At 35.7% G+C, this 16,021-nt stretch carries 20 protein-coding genes and 2 tRNA genes; 11 read left to right on the top strand and 11 right to left on the bottom strand.

The genetic code is table 11. The annotated features are described in order from the left end of the window. The first annotated feature begins 149 nt into the window (after positions 1-149). The gene (locus tag ACOQN3_RS10135; protein ID WP_420546328.1) at positions 150-305 is read left to right on the top strand and encodes a hypothetical protein; all 156 of its coding nucleotides are present in this window, start codon (positions 150-152) and stop codon (positions 303-305) included. On the opposite strand, the gene ACOQN3_RS10130 is transcribed toward ACOQN3_RS10135, so the two are convergent. Together ACOQN3_RS10130 and ACOQN3_RS10125 are read right to left on the bottom strand one after the other, a co-directional pair. Then, entirely contained in the window at positions 292-1,188 is an 897-nt protein-coding gene (locus tag ACOQN3_RS10130; protein WP_420546327.1) for a hypothetical protein, read from the bottom strand. The two genes, ACOQN3_RS10135 and ACOQN3_RS10130, sit on opposite strands and share 14 nt — an antisense overlap. Then, positions 1,189-1,665 (bottom strand): peptidylprolyl isomerase, encoded by a 477-nt coding sequence (locus ACOQN3_RS10125; protein WP_420546326.1) that lies wholly within the window; start codon positions 1,663-1,665, stop codon positions 1,189-1,191. Between the two features lie 223 nt (positions 1,666-1,888). On the opposite strand from ACOQN3_RS10125, the gene ACOQN3_RS10120 reads away from it, so the two are divergent. Together ACOQN3_RS10120 and ACOQN3_RS10115 are read left to right on the top strand one after the other, a co-directional pair. Next, positions 1,889-2,128, top strand: coding sequence for a hypothetical protein (locus tag ACOQN3_RS10120; protein WP_420546325.1), 240 nt, complete (start codon positions 1,889-1,891; stop codon positions 2,126-2,128). Positions 2,129-2,205: 77 nt separating this feature from the next. Further along, positions 2,206-2,694 (top strand): hypothetical protein, encoded by a 489-nt coding sequence (locus tag ACOQN3_RS10115; RefSeq protein WP_420546324.1) that lies wholly within the window; start codon positions 2,206-2,208, stop codon positions 2,692-2,694. A gap of 311 nt (positions 2,695-3,005) precedes the next feature. On the opposite strand, the gene ACOQN3_RS10110 is transcribed toward ACOQN3_RS10115, so the two are convergent. The 3 genes from ACOQN3_RS10110 to bluB all read right to left on the bottom strand — a co-directional run bounded on the left by ACOQN3_RS10110 (position 3,006) and on the right by bluB (position 4,416). Continuing rightward, the gene (locus tag ACOQN3_RS10110) at positions 3,006-3,536 is read right to left on the bottom strand and encodes an NADPH-dependent FMN reductase (protein WP_420546323.1); all 531 of its coding nucleotides are present in this window, start codon (positions 3,534-3,536) and stop codon (positions 3,006-3,008) included. A gap of 52 nt (positions 3,537-3,588) precedes the next feature. Then, a tRNA-Arg gene (locus ACOQN3_RS10105) sits at positions 3,589-3,681 on the bottom strand. Between the two features lie 24 nt (positions 3,682-3,705). After that, positions 3,706-4,416, bottom strand: a complete 711-nt coding sequence (gene bluB / locus ACOQN3_RS10100) for a 5,6-dimethylbenzimidazole synthase (RefSeq protein ID WP_420546638.1) — start codon at positions 4,414-4,416, stop codon at positions 3,706-3,708. An 82-nt stretch (positions 4,417-4,498) separates the two neighbouring features. On the opposite strand from bluB, the gene ACOQN3_RS10095 reads away from it, so the two are divergent. Beyond that, positions 4,499-4,572 (top strand) — tRNA-Val (locus ACOQN3_RS10095). A 1-nt stretch (position 4,573) separates the two neighbouring features. On the opposite strand, the gene ACOQN3_RS10090 is transcribed toward ACOQN3_RS10095, so the two are convergent. After that, on the bottom strand, positions 4,574-5,071 hold the full coding sequence (locus tag ACOQN3_RS10090) for a hypothetical protein (RefSeq protein WP_420546322.1): 498 nt from the start codon (positions 5,069-5,071) through the stop codon (positions 4,574-4,576). An 82-nt stretch (positions 5,072-5,153) separates the two neighbouring features. Here ACOQN3_RS10090 and ACOQN3_RS10085 point away from each other — a divergent pair, with 82 nt between their 5' ends. Beyond that, the gene (locus ACOQN3_RS10085; RefSeq protein ID WP_420546321.1) at positions 5,154-5,651 is read left to right on the top strand and encodes a CopD family protein; all 498 of its coding nucleotides are present in this window, start codon (positions 5,154-5,156) and stop codon (positions 5,649-5,651) included. On the opposite strand, the gene rtcA is transcribed toward ACOQN3_RS10085, so the two are convergent. Further along, entirely contained in the window at positions 5,628-6,662 is a 1,035-nt protein-coding gene (rtcA, locus tag ACOQN3_RS10080; protein WP_420546320.1) for an RNA 3'-terminal phosphate cyclase, read from the bottom strand. The genes ACOQN3_RS10085 and rtcA overlap by 24 nt on opposite strands. Positions 6,663-6,721: 59 nt before the next feature. Here rtcA and ACOQN3_RS10075 point away from each other — a divergent pair, with 59 nt between their 5' ends. The 3 genes from ACOQN3_RS10075 to ACOQN3_RS10065 are packed head-to-tail and all read left to right on the top strand — an operon-like array spanning position 6,722 to position 9,203. After that, positions 6,722-7,216 (top strand): nicotinamide-nucleotide adenylyltransferase, encoded by a 495-nt coding sequence (locus ACOQN3_RS10075; protein WP_420546319.1) that lies wholly within the window; start codon positions 6,722-6,724, stop codon positions 7,214-7,216. Positions 7,217-7,257: 41 nt separating this feature from the next. Beyond that, positions 7,258-8,403 carry a pyridoxal-phosphate-dependent aminotransferase family protein gene (locus tag ACOQN3_RS10070; protein WP_420546318.1) on the top strand — a complete coding sequence of 382 codons (1,146 nt, stop codon included), beginning with the start codon at positions 7,258-7,260 and terminating at the stop codon, positions 8,401-8,403. 41 nt (positions 8,404-8,444) lie between these two features. Then, the gene (locus tag ACOQN3_RS10065; RefSeq protein ID WP_420546317.1) at positions 8,445-9,203 is read left to right on the top strand and encodes an FKBP-type peptidyl-prolyl cis-trans isomerase; all 759 of its coding nucleotides are present in this window, start codon (positions 8,445-8,447) and stop codon (positions 9,201-9,203) included. On the opposite strand, the gene ACOQN3_RS10060 is transcribed toward ACOQN3_RS10065, so the two are convergent. Beyond that, entirely contained in the window at positions 9,204-10,268 is a 1,065-nt protein-coding gene (locus ACOQN3_RS10060) for a sn-glycerol-1-phosphate dehydrogenase (protein WP_420546316.1), read from the bottom strand. It lies immediately after the preceding gene. Between the two features lie 76 nt (positions 10,269-10,344). On the opposite strand from ACOQN3_RS10060, the gene psmB reads away from it, so the two are divergent. Then, entirely contained in the window at positions 10,345-10,977 is a 633-nt protein-coding gene (gene psmB, locus ACOQN3_RS10055) for an archaeal proteasome endopeptidase complex subunit beta (RefSeq protein WP_420546315.1), read from the top strand. 7 nt (positions 10,978-10,984) lie between these two features. Then, positions 10,985-12,922: a beta-CASP ribonuclease aCPSF1 gene (locus ACOQN3_RS10050; protein ID WP_420546314.1), complete on the top strand. Its 1,938-nt coding sequence runs from the start codon at positions 10,985-10,987 to the stop codon at positions 12,920-12,922. Here ACOQN3_RS10050 and sepF read toward each other — a convergent pair. Beyond that, positions 12,914-13,192 carry a cell division protein SepF gene (gene sepF / locus ACOQN3_RS10045; RefSeq protein ID WP_420546313.1) on the bottom strand — a complete coding sequence of 93 codons (279 nt, stop codon included), beginning with the start codon at positions 13,190-13,192 and terminating at the stop codon, positions 12,914-12,916. The two genes, ACOQN3_RS10050 and sepF, sit on opposite strands and share 9 nt — an antisense overlap. Before the next feature lie 73 nt (positions 13,193-13,265). Further along, on the bottom strand, positions 13,266-14,393 hold the full coding sequence (locus ACOQN3_RS10040) for a tRNA (5-methylaminomethyl-2-thiouridylate)-methyltransferase (RefSeq protein ID WP_420546637.1): 1,128 nt from the start codon (positions 14,391-14,393) through the stop codon (positions 13,266-13,268). Between the two features lie 27 nt (positions 14,394-14,420). Here ACOQN3_RS10040 and ACOQN3_RS10035 point away from each other — a divergent pair, with 27 nt between their 5' ends. Beyond that, a complete protein-coding gene (locus tag ACOQN3_RS10035; RefSeq protein WP_420546312.1) occupies positions 14,421-15,491 on the top strand; it encodes a M24 family metallopeptidase in 1,071 nt (356 codons plus the stop codon). 2 nt (positions 15,492-15,493) lie between these two features. Here ACOQN3_RS10035 and ACOQN3_RS10030 read toward each other — a convergent pair whose 3' ends face one another. Continuing rightward, positions 15,494-16,012 (bottom strand): hypothetical protein, encoded by a 519-nt coding sequence (locus tag ACOQN3_RS10030; protein ID WP_420546311.1) that lies wholly within the window; start codon positions 16,010-16,012, stop codon positions 15,494-15,496. Between the last annotated feature and the right edge of the window lie 9 nt (positions 16,013-16,021).

Raw genomic sequence — 16,021 nt, 5'->3', positions numbered from 1 at the left:
TGATGCATGTCAAAATAGCCATCTTTTTCAATTTCGCCAATTCTGTTTGATTCTAGATCAGTACTTTTGCATTTTATACAATGACATCCACAAGCAATTTTCATGATTTTCCGATAATCTATGTATAGTTTTGAATCCTATACAAATCATTGGAAAAGAAGCGAGAAATACCCATTGAAATTGATGATCACTACAAACTCTTCGGCAAAGAACCATGGGAAGTAGACTATGGAGAAAAATGCCCTGTCTGTAATGTAAGAATTGATGAATATGGTTTCTGTTCTTGTGGATCTAGTGGAGATTAATTTTTCTTACTAGTGGAACCATTATGATTACCATAAATCCAATTGCAAGGGGTAGAAATAGCGAAAATTCTGGAACTACCGTAGTTCCAACAATTGCAATCTCTCCAATGCTATTTGGTTTAATGTTAAGCCAAGAATGTGTTCCATTGTTTTTGTATTCATGAAAAGGAATCTTTTCCTCATCAAGTAGTACAATGTAAGGCCCCCACAATAATTCTAAGGGGATTACTAGTGTAACAAATTGTTTATCGTCTCTCGTTGTAAAAGTTATTTTTTTCTCAGGTTGACTAAACTCAAGATTTTCAATTGTCGTGAAACTACTAATAGTTACATCAAATTCTTTTTCTTCCCAAGTAACTTGTTCAATAGTTTCAGGTTCATTTATTGAATACTCTAAAATTACTTGACATCCGTGACACACAAATCTTTTTTCTTCTTCCAGATATAACGGTCTGTCATTTACAAGCAAAAATTCTACACTTTCAGGTAATACAAAAACTGTCGTCTCAAGATATCGATAGTTTAATGTCCAAACATTATCTGTCATTGCTAAGGCATCAGCCAATTCATATTCAATAGTTAGTTTTCCTTGATCTTCAAGGATTGGAAGACCATTGGTTTGACTAGTCATTTCAAACGTTTCTGTCATTCCCAATTGATTGGTTACTTTGACTTTGGAGACGGTCCCATTTACAAAATCTAAAACTCCAGGCTCGTTTAGATTTTTGATTTTGTGCACAACGTTAACTTTTCCATCAGATTTTATGGTAACCTCTAACAATTCATGGTTAATTTTTTCTCCTGATTCTGATTGTCCATAGGCTTGTGGAACTGCTAAGATAAGAGTAAAAATGAAAAAACTTGAAAGAATTTTCAGGTTCATTTATTCTATGGTTACACGTAGCATTGGTGCTTTTTCTAAAGGACAATCATTGGCGTCTCTTTGAAGATTTACTATCTTGTCTGCTACATCCATTCCTTCAGTTACTTCTCCAAATACTGTGTATTGTCTATCTAGAAATGTACTATCTGTTGTAACAATGAAAAATTGTGATCCTGCACTATCTGGATCTTGTGCTCTGGCCATAGAAACAATTCCTCGTAAATGTGATCTGGAACTAAACTCAGCTTTTACATTGTATCCAGGTCCACCCATTCCCCATGAACCTTTATTGTCAGTTTTCGTGTTTGGATCTCCACCTTGAATCATAAATCCTGGAATTACTCTGTGAAATAATGTTCCATCATAAAATCCCTCTTTGGCCAGTTTCTCAAAGTTTCTGACTGTTTCAGGTGCAAGTTCTGGAAGAAGCTTAAAAGAAATTTTTCCAAAACTAGTTTCAATATTAGCAGTTGTCATACGATTTTACAACCATCTTATCATATGAGTCTTTTGTGAAAAGAAACCTGGAAATAATTTTCCTATTAAATCTTGAAAAATTCACAGCTTTCTGTACGTTCTTCGTTAAAAAAGTCTGCATCAACTAAGTGAATTTTTATTTTATGTTATTCTCCAAAATAAATTTCTGTAAAAAATGTTTAAAGTTATAGTGTTATATAGAAGATTTAAAGTTTAGATTTCGTTGAATCGTACAAACCAAAGCACGATCATTAAAGAAGCAATTAATTCTTATCTTGACAAAGGGGTAACTGACAAACAAGATATCTACACAAAAGTGGTTGACGAACTTGGTGTGCCAAGACCAACCGTAAGAAGAGTTGCAAGAGATCTAAGAACTGAACTATTACAAAAAATTCAAATCTTGCAATCAGACATGCCTAAAACCGCTGCCACCCCTGATGACGACGAACAACAACCTTAGCTCCCTTTTCTTTTTAATTATTTTCAAAGCGTGGGTATCAGCATTACTGTTATAAATAATGAATTTTTCTGGTAATCATGGGATATTTGGGAAACCATCTGGCAACCGTAGTAACAGCCGTATTTGCTGCTATTCTGACAGGATTATGGCCCTATTTTGTAGACTTTGCCCCAATCTTGGACTTTGTCTTTATAATGGCAGTTCCTATAACATGGTTTCTAGCAATAATGTGCTGGTTATCTCAAAAGAGCACTGATTATATGCACAAGCACGGTTCAGAACACGCTGCTACCTACGAAAAAAAAAGCTTGAGTAGCACTCAAACAGTTCAGACTACAACTGTTGCTGCTGACCAAGTAAGCTTGTCAGAAATAAAACAAATTCAGGGTGAGTTATCCTCAGAACTTAATACTCTAAAAGAATCTGTCAAACTAAAAGATAGTGAAATTGAAAGACTAAACCAAGAAATTTCAAATCTACAGACACTGGTTCAAATTGAGTCCCTCAAGACTGAATTGGCTAATCTCAAAATGCTTGCAGCTGATCGAAAGAATAAGAGCAAATAATTCTAAATTTTACAATGACAACATGAATGTGATTCATGATTTTCCTTACATCTTGGACAACTTACGGCACCACCAAAATGGCATTTACATGAGCATACTTCGATTGGATCCTTTTTCATGTTATCAAATCGTAACAACACATTGTATAAAATATTGATTTTGATGTTTTTGAGTTAATGTTGTCTGAATCAAACTAGTTATTCGTTTTTTATCTGTTTTAGAAGATTTAACTCAAATTTCATAAAATACTTCTTTTTTACTTCATATTCTGTATTTTATTTCAAAAAATTGATCTGTATTCTATTTGCCTTCTAATCTTTCTGCAATTTCTCTGCAATTTTCAATGTCTCATCAACCATTTCTTTTAATCTATTTTTTGCATCTTCATCTGAAATCAAATCTTCAGTGATTGTGTCAGTTGTTAGAAACACCGCTTTAGGATTTGTTATAACTCTAAAGTATGATAACAATTGCGTCAATAATGTCTGAACATCAATAAAACCAATGTTACCAGCAGCTAAAATTGCCATCCCAGCTACTTTGCCTGCCGTTTCTTTGTAACTTACATATTCAAACAAATTCTTTAACGCTGAACTGAAAAAAGAATTGTATATTGGTGAGCCTATCAACCATACATCTGCATCCATTATCTCTTTTGCTGCAAATCTTGTAGCCTCGTTATAATCCTCATCAGGGCCCCTATAGCATTCAACTTGACCTTCTGAGAGATTAATTAAACTGGTATTCTCATTTTTTAATTTGGTATATTCGTAAACGTATTTCATTATAATCTGAGTATTGGCATTTTTTCTAGGACTGCCTGAAATCACTACAACTTTCATACCTAACAAAAATTATTTCTATATTTAAGTTCGAATATGATTTTAATTTTAACGGGCTTGGAGGGCTTCGATCCCTCGACCTGTAACTTAGGAGGCTACCACGCTATCCATGTTTCGCGTCATATTGACTCTGCGCCACAAGCCCAGCAAAAAAAACATCTTTAATTATTTAAGCGTAATCAAGATTTTCATTTAGCAATTGTCTTATGCTTTTCCAACTACTGTTCTCTTTAGTATCCCATTTTTCAAAAAATACTACATCTTTTAGATCTAACCTTGGAAGCCATCCTACGGTTTCCAGATCTGGCTTTTCGGCAAAATCATCTACATATCCTAAACACAAGTATGCAACTGGAACAACATGATCAGGTAATGATAAAACTTCTTTTAAGATATCGTTTGATAGAATGCTAACCCATCCAAGACCTAATCCTTCAGTTCTAGCTGATAACCACAAATTTTGTATGGCACAACATACACTGTACAGTCCTGCTTCTGGAATACTAGATCTACCAATTACAAATGGTCCAAATTTTGTAGGATCATAAGTTACACACAAGTTTATTGGAGATTCTAAAATCCCTTCTAACTTGAAGGAAAGATATTTTGATTTTTTTGGTTCTTCAACTAGTTTTGAGGAACGTTCTTTTTCCTTTTCAAATGATTCTTTGATCTTTTGTTTTGTCTCCTTATTTTTTATTAAAATAAAGTTCCAAGGTTGAGAAAATCCCACAGATGGAGCATGGTGTGCAGCATGAAGAATTCTTGATAATACTTTATCTTCTATTGGTTTTGAGATAAAATGAGATCTTACATCTCTTCTTGAATAAATGGCCTTGTAAAATCCGTTTTTTTCTTCCTCTGTAAAATTACCTTCCAACAGTTTTAGGCTCCTTTTCTTTGTATTCATACCTTCTTTTGTTAAACGTTAATAATGCCACCACATGGCCTTATACTTCAATGGGCCGGTAGTCTAGCTGGTTAGGATACCGCCTCGACACGGCGGTGATCGTGAGTTCGAATCTCACTCGGCCCACTTACTTGATTCCAGATTTGAATTCTTTCTCAGTAACGCTCCAAGAGGTTTCAGTGGTTAGACTTCCTTCTGCCTCGAAGCTTGTAATTTTATTATCTATTGCTGCTTGATAAATATCTGAATTAACTTCTGATTTGCTTAGAACAAATGTATTTTTCAGTGGAACTTCGGCACCTGGATAAAATACAGCTCTTCCAGGCAATGCAATATCTGCTGTGGAGTATTGTCCTGAACCCAATAGTTTTCCGTCTCCGTAGAGCTGGTATCCAATCAACGAAACAGTAAATGTCTTCTCACTAGGATTTTTCACTAAAAATGTAACATCAAATTTGGCTTGATTGTTGATTTTACTAATGTCTCTTAACTCCACACTAGCCAATTCAATTTCAGCTTGTTCAAGTTCAACATTATCTAAACTAGCATAGTAAACAATTCCTCCCATCATAGCTAGGACTCCTGCTATTGCAACGTATACTGTCATCTTACTTTGAAGTGCCATTTCAATGGTATCAGATTATGTACAACTAAAAAAGGTTGTCAAGATCCAAATACATAATATTTGATTTAAAATATTACAATTAATGGGTGCATTAGAGCAAGCTATTCTAACTTGGATACATCTTGTTTCTGCTGCCATTTGGGTTGGAGGTTCACTCTTTATTGGAATTGTATTTTCTCCATTATTAAAAACAATGACAAATTCAGTTGAAGAACGCATGCAAATCATGATCCGAGTTGGCCGGCGATTTAACAAAATTGCAGTACCATCCTTGATTATCCTAATGGTAACTGGCTTGTACACTTCACATTCATTACTTGGAAAACCTGAACTTCTATTGGCCACCAGCTATGGGACTTTTCTAACTGTGAAAATAATACTTGTTGTTGCATTAATTATTACTTATGCAGTTCATGTACGAGTTATCCGTAAAGATGTCGAAGAAAAAATAATGTCAAATCAAATGCCTGAACCTCAGATTCAAAAATTAAGAAAGAAAATCATTATTCTTGGCGAAATTACGGTTGTCTTATCTATAGCTATCTTGTTTTTTGCATCACTGCTTGATGCCGGAGTTTGAAATTCCTTCGATAATGACTTCATATCCTTCTTTTAATCTTCCAATCCCGTACCTGCATCCAGTTATTTTTGAGGTAACAAACAAGTTTGTCTCCAGATGCTTTGTGATTTCCTTGACTCTAAGTATCGTTTTTCCCTCAGCCAAACTTGCAGGAATTACAAGCATATCTGCCAAATTCTTGTCTAACCCTAACTCGTTTCCTGTAAATTCATCCATATTGATATCAAAGGTTTGTATTTTTTTGTCAAACAGAGAGTCGACTCCTATTATTGATTTTTCATCAACAGAAAAAACTAGCAAAGATGCTCCTGTATCTATTGCGTCTTGATTTTTAATTTTAGTATCTACAGAAAAATTTTTTTCATTTAATATTTTTTTAATATTTTTTATTTCATCTAAAATTTTGCTTTCAGAGATTTTTGTAAAGGTACAAAGTACTGTTGCTACATTTGTTTTTCTTTCAGTGAGGGTTATTGCTTTTATGTTATCTGTTGATGACATCTTTACTTTTACTTCTCCTCCTCCTTTGGGATAATATCCAGTTTTTATTTTCTCGATTACAAATTTTATTCCCATTCTTTTATATGCTTTCCTTACAACCTGTTCTGTATAATCAAAAGAAGGACTCCATAAAACATCAGTGCCACCTTTAATTGTTAGATTGGTTTTTTTTTGTGAAAGTGAAATAACAGGAATTACTACTTGTAGTATTAGTGAAATACTTCCAGCGGTTTTGATATCTCCTATGAAATCCCCTTCTTTTACTTTTCCTGGAATGAACTTGAGTTCTGTAGATCCAATTTCTGCACCAACTACTTTGGCATCAGTCATTTCCTGAAGAATTGTGATAGCAGTGAGATGTTGTGGTCTTAGACCTGGAATCCTTCTATTCTTTCGTATGTTTTCTAAATGAATTGGTTTTTTTGTAATGCATGATAATGTTATTGCAGAACGGACTATTTGTCCTCCACCTTCTCCATGACTTGCATTAATTTTTAAAAATTCCAACATACCTTGGCAATTTTTTCTCTTTATGATAGTTTTTAAAAAGAAAAATTTTGTAATCTAGTATGAATGGATTGCTGATTGGACGTTTTCAACCTTTTCACCTAGGTCATCTTAGTGCAATACAATTTGCATTATCTAAGGTTGACAAACTCTGGATAGGATTGGGCAGCTCAAATAAGCCCATAGAAAAAGACAATCCATTTACTGCCACAGAGCGAAAGGAGATGATACTATCTTCAATTGATAGTTCAATGAAACAAAAAATTTCAATTTATTTTATACCTGATGTTGATAACCACGTTAGATGGATTGAAAAAATAGATACCATAGTTCCATCATTTGACATTGTTTTCTCAAATGATGATCTGACCAAACATTTATACGCAAAACGGTCTACCAAAATTTCTTCAATTCCTTTTTCCAACAGAGAAATTCTTTCTGGCACTAGGATTCGTAACTTGATTGTTAGCGATCAGAAATGGGATAATCTAGTACCAAATGGAACTAAAAATTTTCTAATTGGTATTGGTGCCAAGGATCGTCTAAAAGATCTCTAATTATAAATAAACCCAGTAATGTACGACCATGTAGAAATCAAATGGAATATCTTTCAATGCTTCCAGGTCCAACAAACGTACCTAATAGAGTAATGAGAGCAATGCTTGCTCCAATAATTAATCATAGAAGTGATGATTTTGTAGAATTGTATACTGATGTTGTGGATAAAACTCAACAGGTTTTTGAAACACAAAATGATATTGTGGCCCTTTCTGCATCCGGTACAGGTGCAGTAGAAGCCGGAGTAGTCAATTTAATTAAAAAAGATGACAAAGTCCTAATCCCAGTAAACGGGGAATTTAGTAACAGACTCTCTCAACTTATTGAAGGTCAGGGGGCTAATGTAATTCGACTTGAAACTCCACCAGGAGAAAATGCTACTTTTGATCAAGTAAAAGAAGCCTTTGATAACAACAAGGATATCAAGGCATTTTATGTAGTGCACAATGAGACATCGACTGGAACCATGGTCAACTATCTTGACAAGGTATCTGATCTCACATCAAGAAATGATGCATTCTACGTGGTAGATTCAGTGTCTTTGCTCGGTGGTGCTCCACTTCCTGTTGATAAATGGAACATTGATGTATGTATGACTGGTGCACAAAAAGCAATTGCTGCACCTCCTGGAATTTCTCCTATATCTGTAAGTGCAAAAGCAAAAAAGTACATGATAGAAAATCCTCCATCCACGATGTACTTTAACTTGGCCAGATACTTCAAGTATTATGAAGAATCAAAACATACGCCATTTACGCCTGCATTACCATTGTTGTATGCATACCGTGAGGCATTGTCAATACTTCTTGAAGAGGGATTAGAAAATGTCTTCAAACGTCACAAAGTTTGCTCTGATGCATTGTATGATGGATTGAGTGCAATTGGTCTGACACCATTTGCAAAAGAAGAAGACCGTTCCATCTCAATAGTAGCACTAAATTATTTGGATGAACTAGAGGATAAGACATTTAGAAATACTCTAGCAGATAAATTCAAAGTACTTGTTGCAGGTGGTTTTGGAAACCTCAAAGGCAAAGTATTCAGAGTTGGATGCATGGGAGAAGTTAGTCCATATCATGTAATGCGAACTATTTCTGCAATCTCTTCAACTCTTGCAATGATGGGATATGACACAGACCCACAAGCAGGACTAAAGACTGCTGAAGAAAAACTCAAAGCTCTCTAAATCCTGTTAACTTAATATAAGGAAATTCGAGACCGATCACATTGACTTTCGACAAGAGTTCACTGATTCTGGTAGATTATACAGCTAAGGTAAAAGACAGCGATGAGGTTTTTGATACTACTCTAGAGGAAGATGCAAAAAAACACTCAATCTTTGATCAAAATGTAAAGTACCAACCAAAACTTGTTTCTATCGGTGAAGTTTCTTATCCTGTTCTCAAGGGATTAGATGAGGCACTAGCAAAGACATCTGTTGGTGACAAACTTACAATTGAAGTTACACCTGACAAAGGATTTGGTGAAAGGGATTCTGGAAAAGTTCGAATGATTCCTATTAGAAAATTGGGTGAAGATGCAGAAAAAGTCTCAGTTGGAGATACAATCGAGGTTGATAATAAAAGAGGAATTATTCGTTTTATCGGTTCAGGAAGAGTTCAAATTGATTACAATCACAGATATGCAGGAAAAACAATTGTGTTTGATGTAAATGTAATAAAGTCTCTTGATTCTTCAAGTGACAAAATTGATGGAATTCTCAAAAACAGACTGCCTGTTGAGAATTCTAAAATTGCATTTGATCTAAAAGATAAACAAGTTGATGTTACTATTCCTGAAGAAATTTTACGTGCAGACGGACTGCAAATAATGAAACACTTTATTCAATTAGACATCTTCAAATTTGTTCCAAGCTTAGAGAAAGTAAGTTTTGTTGAAACCCATGTAAACAAACAAGCATCTTCTTCGCAAAACAAGAAACCTGAAACAAAAACAGAAACTCCCACTGAAACAAAAACAGAATAACTAAATTACTTTTGTAACTTTAGCAAGCTCTTTGGCCTTCTTGTTGTTCATTTTAGCTTCTTTTAAAATAGTATATCTGTCCGGCCTTAGATCCTGTGCAATAACTAAAGCCTCAATCACATAATCAGAACTTAGACCAATTTGTTTTGCAGTCGTAGGAGCACCTACATCCTTTAGGGTTTGCACAATCTTTTTCCAGTCTCCCCCTTGCAACTTTGCCATCATAATAGAACCAATACCACATTTTTCTCCATGTAGCCCAACATTGGGGACAATTTTGTCTAATGCATGTGAGAAAAGATGCTCTGCACCCGAACAGGGTCTGCTGCTACCTGCAATACATGATGCAACTCCTGCACTAATTAATGCCTCTACAATTACTCTTGCATCCAGTCCTTTTTTAGCAAACTCTGAGGAATTCTCCATCACAATTTTTGCACTCATCATTGCCAAGTCTGCTGCATATCTTCCATAGTACTCATTGGTTTTCTTGTGACCTAATTCCCAATCCTTAACAGCAATAATATTGGCAACTAAATCTCCACAACCACTTGCCAGTAATCTTATTGGTGCTTTTTTTATCACATCAATATCAACAAAAACTCCCATAGGTGCAGATGCAACTATTGAATGTGGTTTGTCGCTTTTTACTGAAACAAATGGACTTGCCATCCCATCATGAGATGCAGCAGTTGGTAAACTCACAAATGGCTTTTCTAAACTATATGAAATCATTTTTGCCGTATCAACCGATCGCCCTCCACCTATACCTGCAACCAAATCTGATCTATCTTTTTTAACGTCCTTTTCCATTTGATTTAATGAAGTAATTTGATTGTCCTTTGATGTGTGCCAAATAAATTGAATTTTTTTTGACTTCAGAGACTTTTCAATTGATTTTTTTAAGACCTTTTGAACATTTGTTCCAGATATTAATGAAACCTTTTTTGGATTATTTAGCGACTCTAAAAATCTCCCAAAATCGCCGATATTCTTCTCCCCGATCTCAATCAATCTGGGCAATTCCATTCTATGTGATTTCATGTGATCATGATTTTTTGTCATTATTTATGGTTTGAAGAGATCAAAAAGTTATTTAAAAGGGTGAGATGCCAGTTACTTTATCTTAATAGGTGATTTTTTGTCAAACAATGTTGAAGAAAAAATTTTGCATGGGACTACCACTGTAGGTATCAAGGCAAAGGACGGTGTTGTTTTGTGTGCCGATATGCGTGCAAGTGCAGGATACTTTATTGCAAACAATAACACAATGAAAATTCAAAAAATCGACCATCATGCTGGATTAACCCTTGCAGGAGGAGTTGCAGATGCACAAAACATTGTAGACATTTTACGATATCATGCGAATCTACACAGAGTAGAAAAACAAGGTCCAATCTATATTCATTCTCTTGCAAGATTATGTTCATTGATCTTCCATCAAAATCGCGGGTATCCTTTCATGGCAGATATCCTAGTTGGTGGATATGATGCTGAAGGTCCGGCACTGTTCAATATTGACATGTTTGGGTCAGTAGAAAAGAAATCCTATGTTACAACAGGAAGCGGCTCACCTGTTGCGTATGGACTACTGGAAGATGAATACAGAGAAGATCTTACAGTGGAAGAAGCAAAGAAAATAGCTTTACGGGCAGTCAAGGCCGCAATTGTTAGAAACATTGGTACTGGTGACGGAATTAACGTCGCAATAATGGATAAAGATGGATTCCGTCTTTTAACCGATGAACAAAAGAAAGCAGTCATAGAACTTTAGTGATTTAATGCAAAGAAAACAACCGCCAAAAGATATACCTTCTAGCCAAAACATAATGGCCACCATACTGCAAAGTATTCCAAAAGAAGCAAACGTCACCAAAATTGAATATGAAGGCCCAAGAATTGCATTATACACAAATTCTCCACGATACTTGATGGAGCACAATGATACAATCTCAAATCTTGTTAACATAATCAAAAAAAGAATTGTAGTTAGAACTGATGAATCTATAAGGAAACCTGAAGATGAAGCAAGAAAGATTCTTACAGAATGTGTTCCCGCAGAAGCAAACCTTCAAGGTACTCTATTTGATACTGCCACAGGTGAGGTATCTGTTGAAGCCAAACGTCCTTGGCTGTTGCAGCGAGATGCAAAAGAATTCAATCATGCTGAGGTTACTGAAAAAATTGGCTGGAGATTAAGAATAAGAAAAGCAACAACAGTTCCATCACGTACAATTCAAACAATAAATGCCACCTTAAAACAGACATCCTCAGAACGTAGCAAACAGCTCAAACAGGTAGGAGATGAAATTTTTAGACCTAGACTTTCACAACGAACAGAAGTCTCTCTTTATACTCTTGGTGGATTTAGTCAGGTAGGAAGATCCTCTCTTTTGCTTTCTACTCCTGAGAGCAAAATCTTGATTGATTGTGGAATTAATCCTGGAGCCCGCTCTCCTATGGATGCATATCCCAGATTGGATTCTCTTAATCTTACATTAGATGAGCTTGATGCTGTTGTGATTGGTCATGCACACTTGGACCATACAGGATTTCTTCCTGCATTGTGCAAATATGGTTACAAGGGACCAATCTATTGTACTGAACCCACACTTCCAATGATGAATCTCATTCAATTAGATGCCATCAAGGTCGCTGCAGCCCAAGGCAGAACGCCGATTTATTCGGAACGAGACGTAAAACAGATCATGAGGCAGGCAATTACCCTTCCATATGGTACTGTAACTGACATATCTCCTGACATCAAACTTGTTTTGGCAAACGCTGGCCACATTCTTGGTTCGGCCTTGTGTCATTTCCATATTGGTAATGGTGATCACAATTTTGTCTATTCTGGTGATATCAAGTTTGGTAAGAGCATATTGTTTGAGGCAGCAAGCTGGAATTTCCCAAGGGTTGAGACGCTGTTGATAGAAAGTACGTATGGTTTGAAAGAGGACATCCAACCAAGCAGACAGGAAGTAGAATCTGCTTTTATCAATGCAGTAAATAATACGTTAGCAGACGGCGGCAAAGTTTTGATCCCTATTCCTGCAGTAGGACGTGCACAAGAAATCATGATGGTAATTGATCACTATATGAAGTCAGGTGAAATGATCGAAGCACCTGTCTTTACAGAAGGAATGATCTCAGAAGCATCTGCCATACATGAATCGTATCCTGAATATCTTGCAAGAGAACTCAAACAAAAAATACTAGAGACTGATGATAATCCATTTGATTCAGAATACTTTACTAACATTGAACACGCTGATGCAAGAGAAGAACCAATGAGAGAAGATTCTCCATGTATTATCTTGGCAACATCTGGTATGTTGGAAGGCGGTCCTGTATTAGAATATTTCAAAAACATTGCACCGGACAAAAAAAGCAAGGTATTGTTTGTATCATATCAAGTCAATGGAACTTTGGGAAGAAGAGTTCTAGATGGCTCCAAACAAGTATCTATGTTAGGAAAAGAAGGCAAAGTTGAAGTTGTAACAATTAACTGCGGAGTTGAGAAACTAGATGGCTTTAGTGGTCACAGCGATTACAATCAGTTAATGTCGTTTGTACAAAGATTGCGACCAAAACTACGAAGAGTTTTAGTTAATCACGGTGAACGCAAAAAATCAGAAAATCTTGCGATAAACATTAGACGAATGTACAAAGTACCATCCCATTATCCACAAATCCAAGAAGCAATAAAATTATTTTAGATCATATTCTGGTTTCCAGATCTTGATGTTGGAAGGTGCAACAATAATTCTTTCTTCTCCTAACCTTGCAATCTCTGCATTGGATGCCTTTGCAATAGAATACAACTCTTCGACCACTTTGCGTAATTGATCTACATCTTTTTGTGCCAACGGTGTAACTCTCAAAATTAGAATCATGTCCTTTTTGATGTCTTCTTTTATTGAATGTACATCACTAGTATCTCTGATTGTTATAGCCTTCAAATATGTGGGACTTTCTTGCTTTTGCATCCTATTTGCAAATAAAAATTACTCCCTCAAAAACTCTTCCTTAGTTATGACTAATTCTTGAAATTTTTTACGCCTAGATTCTTAACTTGATGTAGGATTCTTCTTTTGCGGATTCTGAACTGAATTCCTCTGAGAGATTATCTCCTTTGATTAATACAACTTCTTTCTTATCTTTTGGAGCATCTGAATATCTTAGGGTTACTGATGATGCAAATTCTGTATGGGACTTTGCATTCTCTCCACGTAAAATTGAGATTGGGCCGACATGATCTTTTGCCTCAAGTAAAATATCTCCGGGCAATGCAATTGCTTTGATCATTTCATTTTCGTCTTTGTTTCTTCCAACAACAAGTTTTGTTTTGTCATCTAGTCTAAAGTGTCTACCAATCTTTAACAAGTCAATATCGTTGATAGTTGGAGTTTCTGTATGTTCAAACAAATCTTTTGCTTTTATTCCAAATTGTGGATCAGTTAGCAAACAACCTCCTCCTGCATTGGGTGGGTTTTCGATTCCATATTCTTTTGCCATGTCTAATTGGTTTCTCCTAGTTCTGCCACGTATCATTCCAAGATTTTCTCTTTTGATCAATCCATCTTTTTCTGGATCAGTTGGTGGGAGCAATGCAGCTGATAATGGCCTTACAATTTTTCCAACAAGCCCAGCCTCTTTCTCAATTGTTCGTAGTGCAGGTCCATGTTGACTCATTGGACGTTGACCTAAAACTTCACCTGAAATAATAAACTCTGCACCAATATCGTCCATGTGTTTTTTTGCAGCATCAAACATCATTGCTCTGCAATCAATACATGGATTGAATCCTGCACCAATTCCGTGCTTTGGATTCTTTAACATCTCAATGTATTCATCACCTAGATACACTGTTTTCAAATTTACATTAAGGTCGTCTGCTCTTTCTCTAATTTCAAAACCACATCCTCTGCCACAATCAAAATCACAAAAAGGAGTCTTTATTGCAACAGCTGATACATCAAATCCTTGTTCTTGCATCATCCTAACTGCAAGCTGGCTATCTAATCCACCAGAAAGCAATGCAACAACTTTTTTCTTTTCTGTTTTTATTTTGTCATTGTCATCTTTCGTATTTGTTATAGTTGCTGTCTCTGTTTTTTGCAGATCTGCATTGGATTCGGACATAATATGAACCAGCAAATTTCCATATACAAACTTTGCATCATACATAAATTGAGAAGAGAACAGTCTTTTTCTGTGAAGCAAAGAAGGAAAAGTCTTCTAAGATATGCTAAAGATATTGACTGTGATACCATTGTGACATTTGAGCCTGAAAATCTGTTTTACATGACTGGATTTTGGGGTGAGGCAATAGGACTGTTGGAAAAAAACGGAAAAACTACCATTATTGCCCCCGAATTAGAGGTTGGACGTGCTCAGGAAGAGTCCCAAGACTGTGAAATCATTAAGGGAGAACGTGGTGTGGGCTTGCTCTCATCACTTGTTAAAAAACTTGAAGGAAGCAAAAACGTATGCACAGACTGCCAAAATTATTCAGTAATGATGTCTCTGAAAAAATCTGTCAAGAAGATAAAATCATCAACGGATCCATTTTACAATGCTCGCATGATAAAAGATGAAAATGAAATAAAAATTCTCAAAAAAGCCTCAAAAATCATTGACGAGATGTTCGAGTTATGTACAAAAAAGATGAGGCTGGGACAAAAAGAGTCCGAACTCCAAACAATCTTGATGCAATATGCAATGGAACAACAAATGTTTGATACTGGATACAAATCAACTCTTAACCCACTAATAATTGCGGGAGGTCCTAATGGTGCACTTCCACATGCTCAGGTAACTGACAGGAAATTTAAAAAAGGTGATATGGTTGTAACTGATCTGACTTTACGTTACAAGGGATATGTCTCTGATGCAACTCGGACATTTGCAATGGGGAAAATTTCTAAAAAAGCATCTGATGCATATGAGATAGTCAAAGAATCCCAAAGACTAGGACTACAATCTGTAAAGCCAAATGTTGACTGCAAAGAAGTTGACGCAGCATGCAGAAAATACATTGAAGAAAAAAACTATGGTCAATACTTTATCCACTCAACCGGACATGGAATAGGACTGGAAGTTCATGAATTACCAACTGTTTCATACAGAAGCACTACAAAACTAAACGAAAACATGGCAATTACAGTAGAGCCTGGAATCTACATTGAAAACAAGTTTGGAATAAGAATAGAAGACTCGTTGATTGTCAAACAACAAAGACCAATCATTATGCACAAATTTACCAAAGACTTGGTCACACTTTAAGACTAATCATAAAAGTCTACCAAGTTAATGATGTTTTTTGCATCTTGGCTGTTTGATAAAATATCTCCAGATTCTGCATTGACATTCCAGTCATAGTTTAACTCTCCTTTGTATGACTCAAAACTCAAGACAACATTATACTCGTTTGCCTCTAAAGCAGTTACTTCCAAACCGACTTTGGTTTTTTTGTTGTCATATATTTTCTCGTTGGGATACTCTTCTTCAATCTTGTCTGCAATTGCATCTATGACTGTTAGTCCAGTATCATTTGGTCCATCATAATTCAATACCATGTCTGCAATCTTTTGCTCTTCAACTGAGAGCTCTGGAAGACTAGTTTGAAGATCACCTTTTGTCAGTTCTGGGATTACAAACACTACCAAAAGTGCAATACCTGCAAGATAAAATGGAGCCCTCTTCTTTAGAAATGAGCCAAAATTTGATGACTTCTTTGGTTTTTCGTTATTTTCAGCAGACTTTTCGTCTTTTGTTGTCTTTTTCTTTCTTTTGTCCTTGGCCATCTCTTCTGT

This window comes from Candidatus Nitrosopumilus sp., from assembly GCF_965223225.1.
GTDB lineage: Archaea > Thermoproteota > Nitrososphaeria > Nitrososphaerales > Nitrosopumilaceae > Nitrosopumilus.
Note: the sequence above shows the minus strand (reverse complement) of the source record. Positions and strands in the feature narration are given on the sequence as shown.

Coding starts and splice junctions, on each gene's coding strand:
- ACOQN3_RS10130 (WP_420546327.1), bottom strand. CDS start 1,188: ATGAACCTGAAAATTCTTTCAAGTTTTTTCATTTTTACTCTTATCTTA.
- ACOQN3_RS10125 (WP_420546326.1), bottom strand. CDS start 1,665: ATGACAACTGCTAATATTGAAACTAGTTTTGGAAAAATTTCTTTTAAG.
- ACOQN3_RS10115 (WP_420546324.1), top strand. CDS start 2,206: ATGGGATATTTGGGAAACCATCTGGCAACCGTAGTAACAGCCGTATTT.
- ACOQN3_RS10110 (WP_420546323.1), bottom strand. CDS start 3,536: ATGAAAGTTGTAGTGATTTCAGGCAGTCCTAGAAAAAATGCCAATACT.
- ACOQN3_RS10090 (WP_420546322.1), bottom strand. CDS start 5,071: ATGGCACTTCAAAGTAAGATGACAGTATACGTTGCAATAGCAGGAGTC.
- ACOQN3_RS10085 (WP_420546321.1), top strand. CDS start 5,154: ATGGGTGCATTAGAGCAAGCTATTCTAACTTGGATACATCTTGTTTCT.
- rtcA (WP_420546320.1), bottom strand. CDS start 6,662: ATGTTGGAATTTTTAAAAATTAATGCAAGTCATGGAGAAGGTGGAGGA.
- ACOQN3_RS10075 (WP_420546319.1), top strand. CDS start 6,722: ATGAATGGATTGCTGATTGGACGTTTTCAACCTTTTCACCTAGGTCAT.
- ACOQN3_RS10070 (WP_420546318.1), top strand. CDS start 7,258: ATGGAATATCTTTCAATGCTTCCAGGTCCAACAAACGTACCTAATAGA.
- ACOQN3_RS10060 (WP_420546316.1), bottom strand. CDS start 10,268: ATGACAAAAAATCATGATCACATGAAATCACATAGAATGGAATTGCCC.
- ACOQN3_RS10050 (WP_420546314.1), top strand. CDS start 10,985: ATGCAAAGAAAACAACCGCCAAAAGATATACCTTCTAGCCAAAACATA.
- sepF (WP_420546313.1), bottom strand. CDS start 13,192: ATGCAAAAGCAAGAAAGTCCCACATATTTGAAGGCTATAACAATCAGA.
- ACOQN3_RS10040 (WP_420546637.1), bottom strand. CDS start 14,393: ATGTATGATGCAAAGTTTGTATATGGAAATTTGCTGGTTCATATTATG.
- ACOQN3_RS10030 (WP_420546311.1), bottom strand. CDS start 16,012: ATGGCCAAGGACAAAAGAAAGAAAAAGACAACAAAAGACGAAAAGTCT.